The 15372-nt window shown below is 56.6% G+C and carries 13 protein-coding genes; 5 read left to right on the top strand and 8 right to left on the bottom strand.

Annotated elements, in window-relative coordinates:
• Positions 1-242: 242 nt before the first annotated feature.
• The 3 genes from gnd to KSY55_RS01540 all read right to left on the bottom strand — a co-directional run bounded on the left by gnd (position 243) and on the right by KSY55_RS01540 (position 3350).
• Positions 243-1136, bottom strand: coding sequence for a phosphogluconate dehydrogenase (NAD(+)-dependent, decarboxylating) (gene gnd / locus KSY55_RS01550; RefSeq protein ID WP_033524194.1), 894 nt, complete (start codon positions 1134-1136; stop codon positions 243-245).
• Between the two features lie 198 nt (positions 1137-1334).
• On the bottom strand, positions 1335-2663 hold the full coding sequence (locus KSY55_RS01545) for a GntP family permease (protein WP_117662832.1): 1329 nt from the start codon (positions 2661-2663) through the stop codon (positions 1335-1337).
• Between the two features lie 135 nt (positions 2664-2798).
• Positions 2799-3350 (bottom strand): gluconokinase, encoded by a 552-nt coding sequence (locus tag KSY55_RS01540; protein ID WP_117662831.1) that lies wholly within the window; start codon positions 3348-3350, stop codon positions 2799-2801.
• Positions 3351-3626: 276 nt separating this feature from the next.
• Here KSY55_RS01540 and KSY55_RS01535 point away from each other — a divergent pair, with 276 nt between their 5' ends.
• Positions 3627-4361 (top strand): FadR/GntR family transcriptional regulator, encoded by a 735-nt coding sequence (locus KSY55_RS01535; protein ID WP_004220198.1) that lies wholly within the window; start codon positions 3627-3629, stop codon positions 4359-4361.
• 288 nt (positions 4362-4649) lie between these two features.
• Here the strand turns inward: KSY55_RS01535 and KSY55_RS01530 are convergent, their stop codons facing one another.
• Complete coding sequence (locus KSY55_RS01530; RefSeq protein ID WP_117611833.1) at positions 4650-5933, bottom strand: MFS transporter; 1284 nt, start codon at positions 5931-5933, stop codon at positions 4650-4652.
• Between the two features lie 429 nt (positions 5934-6362).
• Here KSY55_RS01530 and KSY55_RS01525 point away from each other — a divergent pair, with 429 nt between their 5' ends.
• From KSY55_RS01525 to rsmD, 4 genes are all read left to right on the top strand, one after another.
• Positions 6363-8363 (top strand): tetratricopeptide repeat protein, encoded by a 2001-nt coding sequence (locus KSY55_RS01525; RefSeq protein WP_055062972.1) that lies wholly within the window; start codon positions 6363-6365, stop codon positions 8361-8363.
• 318 nt (positions 8364-8681) lie between these two features.
• Positions 8682-8876: a 50S ribosomal protein L28 gene (gene rpmB, locus KSY55_RS01520; RefSeq protein ID WP_003807649.1), complete on the top strand. Its 195-nt coding sequence runs from the start codon at positions 8682-8684 to the stop codon at positions 8874-8876.
• A gap of 393 nt (positions 8877-9269) precedes the next feature.
• Complete coding sequence (locus KSY55_RS01515) at positions 9270-11960, top strand: ATP-dependent DNA helicase RecG (RefSeq protein WP_217749454.1); 2691 nt, start codon at positions 9270-9272, stop codon at positions 11958-11960.
• A 44-nt stretch (positions 11961-12004) separates the two neighbouring features.
• Positions 12005-12607, top strand: coding sequence for a 16S rRNA (guanine(966)-N(2))-methyltransferase RsmD (gene rsmD / locus KSY55_RS01510; protein WP_217749453.1), 603 nt, complete (start codon positions 12005-12007; stop codon positions 12605-12607).
• Between the two features lie 50 nt (positions 12608-12657).
• Here the strand turns inward: rsmD and trmD are convergent, their stop codons facing one another.
• The 4 genes from trmD to rpsP all read right to left on the bottom strand — a co-directional run bounded on the left by trmD (position 12658) and on the right by rpsP (position 15015).
• Positions 12658-13587: a tRNA (guanosine(37)-N1)-methyltransferase TrmD gene (gene trmD, locus KSY55_RS01505; protein WP_217749452.1), complete on the bottom strand. Its 930-nt coding sequence runs from the start codon at positions 13585-13587 to the stop codon at positions 12658-12660.
• Between the two features lie 133 nt (positions 13588-13720).
• Positions 13721-14308 (bottom strand): ribosome maturation factor RimM, encoded by a 588-nt coding sequence (rimM, locus tag KSY55_RS01500; RefSeq protein ID WP_004220190.1) that lies wholly within the window; start codon positions 14306-14308, stop codon positions 13721-13723.
• 21 nt (positions 14309-14329) lie between these two features.
• Entirely contained in the window at positions 14330-14563 is a 234-nt protein-coding gene (locus KSY55_RS01495; RefSeq protein ID WP_022244613.1) for an RNA-binding protein, read from the bottom strand.
• A gap of 2 nt (positions 14564-14565) precedes the next feature.
• A complete protein-coding gene (gene rpsP, locus KSY55_RS01490) occupies positions 14566-15015 on the bottom strand; it encodes a 30S ribosomal protein S16 (RefSeq protein WP_065435450.1) in 450 nt (149 codons plus the stop codon).
• Between the last annotated feature and the right edge of the window lie 357 nt (positions 15016-15372).

Below are 15372 nucleotides of genomic sequence, written 5' to 3'. Positions count from 1 at the left end.
CAGGTCGGTTGGCTAAAACAGCCAAAAACGTACCCCCGAAGTGCTGTTTTGCTGAGGACGTCTGCCATATATAAGCGAGATAGGCGTTCTTAAGCTGTGTGGAGTGTCCGTTTCTGCAGAATCGGACGTTCATAGGCTGGTTTTTGGTGTTTGGATGTCCGTTTCCGGTGAATCGGACAGTTGGGCTGATGTTTTTGGGTCCTGTTTGTCCGTTTCTGCAGAATCGGACATTCAAAGCACTCTCAGTGGGTGGCGATTTCGTCGATCTTGGTGACGTGGCCGCCGAACTGGGCGCGCATGGTGGAGACGACGCGCAGAATGTCGTCCGCGCCGCCGCGGGAAGTCTGGCGGGCATACAGCGCGGCCGCGGTGGAGGGTGTCGGCACGCCCAGTTCGAGCGCAGCCTCGATCATCCACTTCGCCTCGCCGGATTCGTTGGCCACCGGCGGCATGGATTCCAGCGTCGGATCGGACTTGAACGCGATCGCCAGCAAATCCAACAGCCAGGACTGTACCACGGAACCGTCTCGCCATGAAGTCATCACGGCCGCCGGATCCTTGATGAGATCGGACTTCACCATAGTGGCGAAACCCTCGCCGAACGCCTGCATCATGCCGTATTCGATGCCGTTGTGCACCATTTTGGCGAAATGGCCGCCGCCGACCGGGCCTGCGAGCACCAGTCCGGAATCGCCTTCAGGCTTGAGCGCTTCGAAAATCGGGCGAGCGCGTTCGAAATCCTCTTCGCTGCCGCCCACCATAAGCGCGTATCCGCGGTCAATGCCCCATACGCCGCCGGAAACACCGCAATCCATGAAATGGATGCCCCTCGGCTCAAGTTCGGCCGCGTGGCGCGCGTCATCGGTGTAACGGGAATTGCCGCCATCGATGATCATGTCGCCGGGTTCCAGCAGCTCCGCCAATTCGTTGATGGTGCTGTCGGTCGCCTCGCCTGCGGGCACCATCACCCACACGATGCGCGGCGCGGTGAGCGCTGCCACCATCTCTTCGAGGCTTGCCACGGTGCGATCCGATTCGGGGGAGCGGTCATATCCGACCACCTCGTGCCCGGCCGCCGCGATGCGCTTCGCCATATTGCCACCCATTCGGCCCAGACCGATCATTGCCAGCTGCATGATGTTCTTCTTTCTACGGTTTTGTTTGATATGGAATTTGATTGGGATTGGTGCCATCCACCCGCTTTCAGCATCTTCCGCAACGCAGAAAAGAAGATGCGGAAAACGAATGGACGGCAAGTTTTTTGTATTTCAGATATGTTTTTTCAGATATGATGCGCGCGAATCGCAATCGCAATTCGTGTGCGAAGTGTTGCGTCAAAGCACCAGCGAAAGCAGCATGACGCAACCCAAGCCGGTGACCGACAGAATCGTTTCCATCAGCGACCAGGTCTTCAATGTCTGACCGACGGTCATACCGAAGTATTCCTTGACCAGCCAGAATCCTGCATCATTCAGGTGCGAGAAGAATACGGAACCTGCGCCGATGGCGAGCACCAGCATCGCCAGATGCGTCGGGCTCATGCCGGTGGCGAGCGGCACCATAATGCCGGATGCGGTGACGGTGGCGACGGTTGCGGAGCCGGTTGCCAGGCGGATGAGCACGGCGACCAGCCAGCCTGCGATCAGCGGATTCATGGCGGATTCGGTGATCGAATTGGCGATCACGTCGCCAATGCCGGAATCGACAAGCGTCTGCTTGAAACCACCGCCGGCGGCGACGATCAGAATAATGCCGGCGACGGAGCTGAACGACTGCCCGACCATGCCATTGACCGCGTCGCGAGTGAACTTCTGCATGTAGCCGAGCACAACCATCGCGAAAATCGTGGTGATGAGCAGAGCCACCAGCGGAGTGCCGATGAAGGCGAGCGCGCGTCCCCACACGGTTTCGCTCTGGCCGGTCAGATCCACGATGGAAGATGCGAGCATAAGCACGACCGGCAGCAGGATGACGGCGATTGCGGAAGTGAAAGACGGGCGGTTTTCCGCGGATTTCGGGGCTTCTGCCTCAGCAGTGTTTTCTGGGACCGCGATCGGCACCCACTTGGCGGCGAGCTTGCCGAACAGCGGGCCGGAGATGATCACGGTCGGAATGGCGACGATCAGGCCGAGCGCCAGGGTGATGCCAAGGTTTGCGTTCAGTGCGCCGATGGCGGTCAGCGGGCCGGGGTGCGGCGGCACGAATGCGTGCAGGGTGGACAGGCCTGCGAGGGCTGGAATGCCCAGCAGTACGACCGGAGCTTTGGCGCGGCGGGCGGCGAAGAGCACCACCGGAATGAGAATGACCACGCCGACTTCGAAGAACATCGGAATGCCGACGATGAACGCGATCAGTGCCATGGCCCACGGCAGACGCTGCAACGGCGTCTTGGACATGATGGTGTCGACGATGGTGTCGGCGCCGCCCGACTTGAACAGGATCGTGCCGATGATTGAGCCGAATGCGATAAGCAGGCCGACGTTAGCGATGGTGGAACCGACGCCGGACGTGAAACTGTCGAATGCCTTGTCGTATTCCACGCCCGCGCACACGGCCATCGCGAATGAGCCGGCAAGCAGGGAAAGGAACGGATGCACTTTGCATACCGCGATAAGGAGAACGATGATGGCGATGCCGATGATCGCCGCAGCAATAAGGTTCATGAATCCTCCTCGATTCATGGGTTTTGCGTGCTAAGTGTGTCCGATTCTGGGGATTCGGACAGCCGTGCGCTGTTTTTGGGTGCGTAGTTGTCCGTTTCTGCCGAATCGGACACATGCGGACTGGGGGATGGTGGGTTAGGCGGCCTGGGTTGCGGTTTGGGCGGCCACCGTCGCGGCTATGGTTGTCGCATAGGCGTTCAACGCTTTGATGGCACGGTCGACCATTTCGTCGACGCTGCCTTCGATGGAGATTTCCACGCCGTTCTCTTCGGGGGCAAGCGGCTCAAGAATGGCGAACTGGCTTGGTAGTAGCGCGGGCGGCATGAAATGGCCCTTGCGTTCGCTGAGCCTCTGCTGAATGAGCTTGTGGCTGCCGTTGAGGTGAATGAAGAATGTGGGCACGTTTTTGGCGAGCACCTCGCGGTAGCTGCGCTTTAACGCGGAGCTGGACACCACGGTGTTTTCGCCGAGCGCCTCGCGTGCCACCATCCAGGAGTTGATGACGTTCAGCCATGGCCAGCGGTCCTCATCGGTGAGTGGAATGCCGGCTGACATTTTGTCGATATTTGCCTGCGGGTGGAAGTCGTCGCCTTCCGCGTACACGTATCCGAGTCGTTCATGGATGGCTTCTGCGACGGTGGATTTGCCGCATCCTGCAACGCCCATCACCACTACGTGAATGCTCATGTTGCTCTCCTTGCTATTGACGATCCTGTGCCGCTCCGCACCAGGAATAAGACTACTATAAACCGTAAAAGTAGTATCAGTCAAATAAAAAGTACTACGAATTGGAAAAATCGTGTGACTTGCTATGCTGAAGATAGTGCAAAATGGCGGTAAATCACGCAATCGCAGATACGCAATCATCTGCGATTGGTGATTGCCGTGCGTGTCGCAGAATACGTGAAACATACCGTGAAACAAAGCAGGCATGGTGTGAAGTGGACAAGGGAGGAGCGATCGATGGCTGAAGGCACGGTAATCGCAGAAAATACCGTCGGTGAGCTGATGCAGGATTCGGTGAGTCGAACGCTCGCCATCGAAATGCTCGACGGCGTGTGGAAGGCTGGCGAAAGCCTTACGTTGGAAGCCTTGCAAAGTCGTTTCGGTATTTCCAGAACCGTGGCGCGAGAAGTCGCGAAAACACTGGAATCCATGAATGCGGTACTCGTCAAACGTCGCATCGGACTTGTTGCACGTCCATTCGGCGAATGGCAGGCGCTCAACCATCAGGTGATCGAATGGCGTCTCCACTCCACGCAACGCGAACGGCAGCTGTCATCCCTCACTGAACTGCGACTGGCGGTCGAACCGGCTGCAGCAGCTTCCGCCGCACGTCTTGCCCCCCTCGACGTCAAGGCGAAATTCCCCGTGTATGCGGCGCGAATGCGGCAGATCGCCGAAGCCAACGAGGAAGGCGAAGCCGGGCTTGCGCAATTCCATGATCTTGACGTGGAATTCCATACGCTGATTCTGCATGAAAGCGGCAATGAGCTGTTCGCCGCGCTTTCCGACACCATCGCCACCGTGCTGCGCGGGCGTGTGGAACTCGGCAAATACCCGATGAAGCCGAAGTCCGACGCACTTGACGCGCATGATGCCGTAGCCGACGCGATCGCCAAGGGGGAGCCTGAACGTGCGCGCAGCGCCATGCTCGACATCGTCGACGAAGTGGCACGTGCCCTCAATTTCTTCTGATTTTCGCGCCAAACTTGCTTTCTTCAGTGAAAAATCGCAATTGCGATTACTATGCGGCCGACTCTTGCCATGCGTGACTTTTCAGACGTAAGTTGACATCGGAAATACGGCATGAAGGCAGCTCTGCCAACGTTTCTTTAGGCAAATATGAAGACGCCAGAGGGTTCCCTTTGACGGCTTGGAGCCTTCCTTGTTACCGGGAGAAAGCTTCGCCATGATGACAAAATGCGCATGCAGAATCAATCGGTTGCGGTGATTGAATCTACATGCGCATTTAGTAGACAAGTACTACTTGCGGGTGGGGTCTTTTTGCAGGAGGAGGAAGATGAGGGCGACGATCAGCAGGATTGCGATCGAAAGCACGCCCACCGAAGCGTTGCCGGTCAGCGACGTGGTGGTCGCAACGAGGAAAGTGCCGATAATCGAAGCGGTCTTGCCGAAAATATCATAGAAACCGTAATATTCGTTGGCACGATTCTTTGGAATGATCTTGCCATAATACGAGCGCGACAACGCCTGAATGCCGCCTTGGAACAGGCCTACGAGAATCGCAAGAATCCAGAATTCCGTTGCGGAACGCAAGAAGAACGCGGCAAACAACACAATGCAGATATAGGCGACCACAGCCGTGGTGATCATGGTTTTCGCGCCGAAACGACCGGCAAGCTTGCCATAAGCGATCGCGCTCGGGAATGCCACGAACTGCGTGACCAGCAGCGCCATTACCAGATGCGTGGAGTCGATGCCCAGCTGAGTGCCGTACGAGGTGCTCATGGAAATCACCGTGTTCACCGCGTCTATATAGAAGAAGAACGCAATCATGAACATCCACAGCGGCTTGTTCTTGCGGATTGCACGAAAAGTGGAGCCGAGCTCTGCGAATGTGCCGCGGATGGCCTCACCGGTCTGACCCGCGGTAGCGCGGTAGTGCACCTGCTTATAGCTGGTGAGCAGCGGAATGGTGAACGCCACCCACCACAATGCGGTGATTACGAACGAAGCGCGCGTGCATGCCACCGTGGACCATCCAAGCAACGACGGACCGCCGAAAATCAGCGCGATACAGGCGATAAACGGAATCGTGGAGCCAATATAGCCCCATGCGAAACCATGCGAGGACACGCGGTCCATACGTTCATTCGACGTGATATCGACCAGCATGGAATCGTAGAACGTGAGCGAACCGTTCAGGCCGACCGTGGCGAGAATGCACACCACCAAGAAAACGAGCCAGCTGAGCGGCAACGCCATCGCACAGCAGGCGACCACGCCCGTCAGGAAGAATCCGGTAAAGAACTTCACCTTCATGCCCTGCACGTCGGCCATGGATCCAAGCACAGGCATCATCACCGCGATGATCAGCGACGCGATGGTCTGCGCGTACCCCCATGTCGACACGATATTCGATTGGCCGGCGGACTGCAGCAGCGAGTTCGCGTAGATTGGCACGACTGCGGTCGACAGCATCACGAATGCGGAATTGCCGACATCGTAGACGATCCACTTCTTTTCGCGGGTGGTAAGTTTTGCGTTGGGGTCCGGCATATGCTCTGGGGCAGTCTCTGAGGCCATGTCGGACGTAGGTGCGGATGCGGGCGCTGTTGCGCGTTCGGACATGATTGTTGACTCTTTCGAATAAACCGTCAATTCACTATTGTATATACTACAGTTCATCTTAAGCGGCTGTAAGGGGAGCGCTCTGCCGTTACGCATGAACATTGCATGAACATTGCGACTGATGTGTGATCGACATAAAAAATCTGAAATATCGAAATGCTGCAAATAATACTGGGAATACTGAAATGACGGAGATGAACATGTGCAGATTGTAGATTGCATCATCTGTATGTTGATGTCGTATGTTGATGTCGTGAAAAACGTTCGCAGAACGGTATATTGGAACGTGTCAAAATACTGGGAAAACACGAACTAAGTTTGCTGTGTGTGACTGCCGCCGCGCTGTTGCGTCGGCATATTTCTGCGAAGAGTCGAGGAGTCTGTATGAGTGGGGAAGTTCCGGACATGCTTGGTGCGAACGCTGAAATATTGCGCTCGATATTGAGCCAGCCATTGCCTGACACGCTTGACATGATCATCTGGCGTGGCGTCACGAACTCCGCGCAAGCGTTGCCATTCGAACGATTCGCGGCACGACTTTTGGTGGAAGCCGGTGCTGCGGGCATCCGAGACATTGCTGCCGAAAACGATTTTGATGTGATCCGACTGAGCACGACGAAACGATTCTGGCTGCGCTGCAACGGCAACGATCTTTCCAATGAACAATTCAATGTTGTGCAGGCGGTCGAATCGGCGCTTAACCGCATCGACTATGCCGACGACGAAGCGCGCAGGGCGGTGCACGGAGGTATGCCGGAAGCGTGCATCGACGAAAACTTCTATATTGCGAAATCGCAACAGTATCTGCGAAACGTGTCGGGTGCGATCGTGGCAATCGACGGTCTGCAGGAAGGTGAAAACAACTTCCGTAGAATGAGGGGTACGGAAGGGGCACGCGGCGGAAATTGGGATATCAGCACCAGATTCGCCAATGTTTGCGAAAATCTCGAATTGCCTTTCCGCTTGCATTACCGATTTGACGTCGATGCGTCCAGCGGCGTGATGGTAGTGCGTTTCAGCATACCGAACACGGCGATCATGCCGGTTGCGTCGCAATATCGCGACGGATTCGCCTCCGCGTATGCCGTGCGATTGGCGGGCATGCTTGCGTGGGCGGCGTTCTCGTCAAGCGTACGACTGACGCAAGTCGATCTGACCGGTTGCGTGGGGGATGCTGACGGCATTCCCGTGATTTCCATGGGATTCGATCGCGTGCCATTCATGATGGGTGCGCTGCCTGCCATGAAAAACGGACAATGCGACGTGGTTCCGTTGGATGTCGATCCGCTGGCGCTGCTCAATTTGCTGCGCCCGGTGCGTTATGTGGGTTTCTTTGATGGGAACCGTGCCCTGACGCCAATCACACCGCTGGCAACGCCAGCCGTATTCTTGGAGAAACGTGTTTCCGAATGGCAGGATCAACGTGCGCTGCCTGAAGGATTGCGGGGATTCCTACGTGCCGACCGTGCCTGCGAACTTGACGTGATGCATGACGAATCGCCGGTTTCCACCGATGATGTGAACGCGATTATGGAAGAAAACGAAGGATCCCCCATGGTCGCCGAACTCCAATTGGAAGCCGCGTTGGCGCAACTTGGCGAAAGCGGTGAAGCAGGTGGGGTGTGCGAAGCGGGCGGAACTGACGAGACAGGCGTAGCGAAAATTGGCGAAAATGGCGAAATTCCGCTCTACTGCAGCCGTCCAGGCGTGCGACTCATCATCTCCCTGCTAGACGGCGACGAACACACGCGCTACTGGAAACTGCCGGATGCTGTAGTCGACGTACACCAGAATCTTGGGGAACTCGCCAAAAACAATGGCGACTATGAGCGAGCGGAACGTGAGCTGCGCGCCTGCATCAAACTTGCCCCAACCAGCGTACGTTTCTACGAGGAACTATCGCAGGTATACGCAAGAACCGACGAATACGGCAAAGCGGCCGACGTGCTCATCGGCGCGTTGAAAATCGCAGTGCTGCCTATCGATTGCGAAGTACTCTACTATCGACTTGGCTACGCATTGTGGCAGTTGGGACGTCTGCCGGAAGCGCTCGCCTGCTATGCGATGATGGTCAACGGCGGCACGCCATTCCGTACGGCCGCGCGCGATGAGGCCGAAGAAGTGAGTAGGCAGATGGGATTGCCTTCGCCGGATATGAAATATGGGGATGCGTGCGATGCGCTGCGATCCGGCGGCGTGCCGGTTGCGCCGGAAGACAAGGTGTTAGATACGATTGCCCGCGCCGCGATTTGCCTGACGGATGCTGGTTTCCCGCTACTGGCTCAGGATGCGGCTTGGATGCTTGGAATGCGCGATGGCGGTGATGTGATCGGCGCGGTTGCGATGAGCCTGCGTTTTGGAGCCGAAGGGCGTTCGAAGAACTAGCGCGACGACGCCGGGTGGGGTGTGCTGGGCGGTTTGACTGGCTGGCGGCTCGGGCTATGACTGGCTGGCGGCTCGGGCTATGACTGGCTGGCGGCGTCTATGCGCGGGCAAATGTGGTTTGGATGCGCTGTCTGCCGACCTGACGCATGTTGACCAGACAGCGGCATTCCGGGGAATTTAAGGCGATTGCTATCCACAAATTTGCGATTGGCTGGGGCTGGTTGTATAGTTGAGAAGTTGTGTGTTCTGCCTTGCATTCAGTTGCGGGGCATCGAACGCGCAGACTTGCAAGTCAATAGTAATTATAGGGAGTCCATTATGGCAGCTCGTTGCGCAGTGTGCGGCAAGGGACCGCAGACCGGTTTCACCGTTTCGCACTCACATATTCGCAATAAGCGCACCTTCCGCCCGAACCTGCAGCCGGTTCGCACCACCATCGACGGCGAGAACGTTCGCGTTCGCGTTTGCGTCAAGTGCATCAAGGCTGGCAAGGTTCAGCGCGTTGAAGCGTGAATCGCGAAATAACAGCTTGAAACCCCGGTAGACCAATGGTCACCGGGGTTTTGCTTTATCTTGATCTCGCCAGGGCTTTAAGCGTTCGGATTTCTCCACTCGATGGAGAAATCTTCCCGCTTACAGTGGCGTTTGCGTCCGTATTCCTCCAGTAGGTGGAGGAATACTCCCATTGGTTGGCTGGTTTGCGTCCTGATTTCTCCAGCGACTGGAGCTTTTTGCCCGCTAAGGGGCTTGTGGACGGGGTGATTTCTCCAGTGGGTGGAGGTTTTTGCCCGCTGAGGGGCTGGTCTGCGTCCGTATTCCTCCAGCGAGTGGGGAATTTGGGCGGTTTGAGTCGTACCCAGTGGTAGAAGCCGCATCTGTCGGCATAACTGGGGAGAATGGTGCGTTATGAGCACCACACTGGAAACACCGATTTCATCAATCGAGAGCAACCGCCGCAGAGTCGGCGCGCTGAAATCGCTTGGTGTGGTGTCAGTTGGCGACGCCCTGACCTATTATCCGTTCCGCGTAACCGATCCGGTTCCTGCGCGCTCACTGCATGAAGCGAAAATCGGGGAGAAAATGGCGTTCGCCGCGCATGTGCTCGAAACGCGCGTTTTCCCCATGGCACGTCGAGGCTTCCGCCTGATCGCAACAGTCACGGACGACGATTTCGCAGCGCGTCGCAACACCCCAAAATCGTTGGCGTCGCTGGTCTTCTTTTCGTATCGCAAATCGTATGTTGACTGGGTGCAGCGCAAACTGCACGCGGGAGCGCTGCTCGTCGTCGCAGGCGAGCCAAGCGTGTACGACAATCGTCTGCAATTCACGCATCCCGACCTGCTCACCATCAATCCCGTGCAATCGCAGTCGGAAAACGGGGAATGGAACGACGGTTTCGGCGATCCTGCGAATCCGCCTCTCGGCAATCTGAAATACGATGCGCAAACGATCGACGAAGCGCTGAAACGAGTTTGCCGTCCACGACCGGTATATCATGCAACTTCGCGAATTTCCAGCGAACATATTCATGAATCGGTATTGAAATATATGGATGCGTTGCGCGGAGCCGAATATCTGGCAACGCAAAATGCAGGGAATTTCTTAGATAATCCTACGCAAGAAGGGGATTTTGATATTCCCCAAATTGATCGAGAAATACAGATTAAAGTACTCGGTAATGCTATTCCCGATATTATTCCGGAAGATTTTCGTGAGGAATATGGGCTTATGCATCGTGCTGAGGCATTCATGGCGATTCATGATCCGGTTGATCGCAAGAATTTCGATAACGCCTTGCAAACGTTGCGATATGAGGAAGCGCTGATCTGCCAGACCGCGCTCGTCAAATCACGCGATGCATCGCGCAAATCCAGGGCTACCGCATGCCCTGAAACGCGGTTGAAAGACGATTTCATCGCGTCGCTGCCATTCGCCCTTACGAACGGCCAACAGCAGGTCATCGCCGATATTTCCGCCGATATGGCGCACGATTACCCCATGCAACGATTGCTGCAAGGCGAGGTCGGTTCCGGTAAGACCGTGGTCGCGGTTGCTGCCATGATGCAGGCCGTCGGATCAGGCGGCCAGGCCGTGCTTGTAGCGCCAACGCAGGTTCTTGCCGAACAGCATTATGCGAGCATTTCCACAATGGTATCCAAACTGGGAAAAAGCGACGCAAATTCGAGTGATAATCAAAAAAATCTAGATGATGCCAATGCGCGGCGAAGCAATAAACGGTCCGCGCAAAGTTCGAAAGATGGGGAATTCGACGCAAAAACAATTCACAATAATGCTGTGGATAAAGGTGTACAACTTGCAGACCTTCTTGATTTGGCCGCATCTGATGATGTGGAAACCGGATTTTCCGGCAAAGGAAACGATATATTTGGCACAAAAGATGGGGAGATTCCTGTATTTCTTCTCACGGGAAGTATGCGACTTGCCGAACGTCGTCGCGTGCTCGCAGCAGCCGCATCGGGCATGCCCTGTATCGTCGTGGCGACGCACGCCGCATTTTCCAAGAGTTTCCAGGCGCCGAACCTCACCTTGGCGGTGATCGACGAACAGCACCGCTTCGGTGTGGAACAGCGCGAATCGTTGAATTCCAAGGGTTCTACGGCGCCTCATCTGTTGGTCATGACGGCCACGCCGATTCCGCGCACCGCAGCCATGACCTGGTTCGGCGATCTCGACATTTCCTCGCTGACCGAACTTCCCGGCGGCCGCAAGCCGATTCGCACATTCGTAGTGCCGGAAGACAATGCGTCGTTGATGGGCGAAATGTTTGCCCTGATTCGCAAGCGCATCGACGCGGGGGAACGTGCCTACGTGGTCTGCCCGCGCATTGACGCCGATGCCGAAGATGCGGACGGCGCGCTGGCGGCGTCAGCGGCTTCAGGCTCGAAAACCGCAGGTTCGTCGGCCGCGGCTTTTGACGACGCCTACGATCTTGGCGAAGACGACGAACAGCGCGCACAACGCCCCCCGTTGCATTCCGTGGCGGAAATCGTGGAGCGTCTGCAATCGCTGCCGCAGTTCAAAGGCATTCGATTCGCCACGTTGACCGGGCGTGACGATGACACCACAAAATCGCAGGTCATGGCCGATTTTGAATCCGGCATAACGCCGATTCTGGTGGCGACCACGGTGATCGAGGTCGGCGTGGACGTGGCGAAAGCCAGCTGCATCGTGATTTTCGATGCGGACCGGTATGGGCTTTCGCAATTGCACCAGTTGCGTGGGCGCGTCGGCCGAGGCGGCACCGATTCGGGGGCTTTCCTGATTTCGCGTGCGCCCGCGGACAGTGATGCCGCCCGCCGTCTTGACGTGATTCAGGGCACGTTGGATGGTGCCGAAATAGCGCAGGCCGATTTGGAATTCCGCGGCGCCGGCGACGTGCTCGGCGACGCGCAATCTGGCGGAAAGTCAGGTTTGAAGCTGCTTCGTGTGGTTAAGGATATGAAGATTATTGAGCATGCGCGGGTTGAGGCTACGAGGCTTGTCGCTCAGGATCCTGATTTACTCGAACATGTGCAGTTGGCCGGGGCGGTGCTTGATTTCACGCGCGGCAATGAAACGTTCCTGACCAGTAATTAGTTTGGTGCGATTAATTAATCGCCTGGCACGCTAGAGTGGTGCGTATGCGCGTAATTTCAGGACGATTCAAAGGCGTTGCATTGACCACGCCGAAAGCGGGCACTCGACCGACCACCGATCGCACCAAAGAGGCGATTTTCTCGCATCTCGATTCATGGGGAGTGTTGGACGATGCCCGCGTGCTCGATTTGTTTGCAGGAACCGGCGCTTTGGGCATCGAAGCATTGAGCCGTGGCGCACGAGAGCTGGTGGCGGTGGAATCATCCGCTCCGGCGGCCGCATTGATCGCGCAGACGCTGACCGCACTGAAACACAACCGTTCATGGGAGCTGGGCATGAGCGCGCGCGTGATCAAGGCGCGCGCGGAAAAGTACGCGGCCTGCGCCTCCGCGGTGGCCCCGTTCGACGTGATCTTCATCGATCCGCCATACGCGTTCGAAACCGAGGCATGCAACCAGCTGCTGACCGATCTGGCGGGCCGCGAGCTGACCGGCGATGATACGGTGATCATGCTGGAACGCTCCACCCGTTCCGAAGAGCCCACGGCTCCAGAAAACTGGGAAATCACCGATCGGCGCGATTATGGCGAAACCGCCGTCTACTACATTGAGCCCAGCGAGCCAATCTCAGATAACGGTCAGCAATAATCGCAAGAAAAAACTTGCGATTATTCCGCGTAAAAACAAGCGTTTGAAAGCTAGCGTTTACGCGGGTGAGCGGCGGAAACCTCCCAACCGAGCGTCATCAGCGTCTTGCGATCGGCTTTGTCAAGCTTGGTGCAATCCAACGCTTCGATCAGGTCGGGACGCAACTCATTGGTTTTCTCGAGCGCCTCATCGCGGCGGAAACGATCCACTTTCGCATGATTGCCGGAAAGCAGCACGTCCGGAACCTTGATGCCACGCCATTCCGCGGGCTTCGTGTACTGTCGGTGCTCCAACAGCGCGTTCTCGCCCGTATACGATTCCTCAACAATCGAAGCGGCATTGCCCATAAAACCGGGCAGCAGCCGCGTGATCGCCTCCAACATGACCGACACTGCGACCTCGCCGCCGTTCAACACGTAATCGCCGATCGAATATTCGCGCACGTCAATGCCTTGCGCGCGGTAATACTGCGGAATGCGCGCGTCATACCCTTCGTAACGGCCGCAGCCGAACAGCAGATGATCGGCATGGCTCAGTTCCGTCGCATCCTGTTGTGTGAACAGCGGGGCGGAAGGATTCGGAAAAATCAGCACAGGACCTGCGGAAGATGGTGCAATATCAGTTTTTTCGGAATTCTCAGGACCTGCGGAAGATTGTGCAGTGTCGGAATCTGCAGTATCGCAAGAATCGCCAGTATCGAAGGAATCCGCAGAATCCTCAATATTTTCCGTATTGTCGATTACCGCAGGCTCAAGCTGCAGCAGCTCGTCGAGGCATTCGCTCCACACTTCCGGCTTCATCACCATGCCTGCGCCACCGCCGACAGGAGTGTCGTCGACGGAATGATGTACGTCGTGCGTCCAGTCGCGCAGATTGTGCGCGGTAACCTCCACAAGCCCTTTCGACTGCGCTTTGCCGAGCAGACTGAGGTTCAGCACTTCAAAATATTCCGGGAAAACAGACACGATATCGATCTTCATAATGTTCAGAATACCGGGATGCCTGCCAAGTGGCAGGAAACATAAAAAGTGGGCACTGGATTCCAATGCCCACTTGAATGGATATGTGATCGAAAGCGCGTAATCATGAATGCTTACGCAGGATCGCAAACGATCACAGTCCCGGAATAAGACCTCCAGGCGGATCGAGGGTCAGATAGCCCTCTTCGAGGTCGATGTCTGGCACGAGCTCGTCCACGAATGGCACGAGCGCGCTGTTCTCAACCACAACGCCGTCGGCATCCTTCACCGGATTGGCGAGACGAATCTTCAGCAGCCATTGGGCCACTTCTATCACGTCAACGACTTTGCCGACCACCACGCCCGGTTCGAGACCAAGCATATTGTCTTCAGCCAGTCGCGCCTCAAGACCGATGAGGTCTTTCGGATACCACTCGTCGGCTTCAAGCATGTCTTCCGGATCGTCCGCCTCGCCATACAGCACAATGCCGTTGGCTGCTTCGGACTGGTCGCGGTTGTCAATGCCTTCGAACTTGATGATCCAACGGTTTTTGAAGGTACGGGAGTTCTCCACCACATACTCTTCTTCGCCGTCTTTCGTGTACAACACAGCACCGGGAGCGAACCGGTATTCCGGTTCGTCCGTAAAGATCTGCACGGTGACTTCGCCTTTGAGCCCCTGCGCACGCCCGATACGACAGACCCTCAGCAGCTCGGGCTGTTGAGGGTCGTCAGAATGCATATCACGCACCACGCTAGGATCTCACCTGCGCACGTCCATGATGTCGACGCGCACCTTGTGGTCGGACAGTGCCTGCACCACGGCGCGAATCGCATTTGCCGTGCGTCCGCTGCGTCCGATGACGCGACCGATGTCTTCCGGGTTGACGCGCACGCGAATGAGTTCGCCACGCGCGTTCTCATGGGACTTCACCGATACGTCGTCGGGAAAATCGACGATGTTCTTAATCAGATGTTCCACAGCCTGGGCGAGCATGATCACTCAGCTTCCGCAGCCGGCTCTTCAGCCGGAGCTTCCTCGGTAGCGGCGGATTCGGCTTCAGCCTTGGCCTTGGCGTCAGCTTCGGACTTTGCAGCCTTCAGCTTCTGAGCCTGAGCCTCAACGGCCTCAACGCGAGCGGCGGCATCCGGGCCAGCTTCAACGGTCTTCAGGGTGCCTTCAGCACCGTCAAGGCCCTTGAACTTCTGCCAGTCACCGGTGATCTTCAGCAGGTTCAGCACCTGCTCGGTCGGCTGAGCGCCAACGCCGAGCCAGTACTGAGCGCGCTCGGAATCGATAACGATGGTCGAAGGCTGGGTGTTCGGATTGTAGGTACCGATCTCTTCGATGGCGCGGCCATCACGCTTGGTACGGGAATCCATGATCACCACGCGGTAGAACGCGTAGAACTTCTTACCCATGCGCTTCAGACGAATCTTGGTTGCCAAAATGGCTCTCCTTGTATAACTAGGGGTGTGCGTTTCGTTTTCTGTGTGGGGCACGGAATCCGAAACCCACATGTTCCTCACGTCACGCGATAGTTAGAGGGCCTCGCGCGCGCGAATAACTTACCAAGTATAACCGTGGGGTACGGACGGATGGGTCTTAGGATGTTTCCCGCTCTATGCGACTTGCCGAATCCGTGCAAAACCGGGAAGTCGTTTGTCTGATTCTGCGGAAACGGTCAATTATGCGGCGAATATGATGCCTTGAATGACCGAATCGGCAGAATCGGACATTTGCTGGCATTCGTGAGATGTTTGCGTGGGTCTACATGGCGGAATCGTCGGAATCAGGCAGGCTGG

This window comes from Bifidobacterium sp. MSK.13.1, assembly GCF_019131435.1.
GTDB classification, from domain to species: domain Bacteria; phylum Actinomycetota; class Actinomycetes; order Actinomycetales; family Bifidobacteriaceae; genus Bifidobacterium; species Bifidobacterium pseudocatenulatum.
Note: the sequence above shows the minus strand (reverse complement) of the source record. Positions and strands in the feature narration are given on the sequence as shown.

Coding starts and splice junctions, on each gene's coding strand:
- KSY55_RS01540 (WP_117662831.1), bottom strand. CDS start 3,350: ATGAGCATTCACGTAGTGGTGATGGGCGTTGCAGGATGCGGCAAATCC.
- rsmD (WP_217749453.1), top strand. CDS start 12,005: ATGCGCGTAATTTCAGGACGATTCAAAGGCGTTGCATTGACCACGCCG.
- KSY55_RS01495 (WP_022244613.1), bottom strand. CDS start 14,563: ATGCTCGCCCAGGCTGTGGAACATCTGATTAAGAACATCGTCGATTTT.
- KSY55_RS01545 (WP_117662832.1), bottom strand. CDS start 2,663: ATGAACCTTATTGCTGCGGCGATCATCGGCATCGCCATCATCGTTCTC.
- KSY55_RS01525 (WP_055062972.1), top strand. CDS start 6,363: ATGAGTGGGGAAGTTCCGGACATGCTTGGTGCGAACGCTGAAATATTG.
- KSY55_RS01535 (WP_004220198.1), top strand. CDS start 3,627: ATGGCTGAAGGCACGGTAATCGCAGAAAATACCGTCGGTGAGCTGATG.
- KSY55_RS01530 (WP_117611833.1), bottom strand. CDS start 5,933: ATGGCCTCAGAGACTGCCCCAGAGCATATGCCGGACCCCAACGCAAAA.
- rpmB (WP_003807649.1), top strand. CDS start 8,682: ATGGCAGCTCGTTGCGCAGTGTGCGGCAAGGGACCGCAGACCGGTTTC.
- KSY55_RS01515 (WP_217749454.1), top strand. CDS start 9,270: ATGAGCACCACACTGGAAACACCGATTTCATCAATCGAGAGCAACCGC.
- gnd (WP_033524194.1), bottom strand. CDS start 1,136: ATGCAGCTGGCAATGATCGGTCTGGGCCGAATGGGTGGCAATATGGCG.
- trmD (WP_217749452.1), bottom strand. CDS start 13,587: ATGAAGATCGATATCGTGTCTGTTTTCCCGGAATATTTTGAAGTGCTG.
- rimM (WP_004220190.1), bottom strand. CDS start 14,308: ATGCATTCTGACGACCCTCAACAGCCCGAGCTGCTGAGGGTCTGTCGT.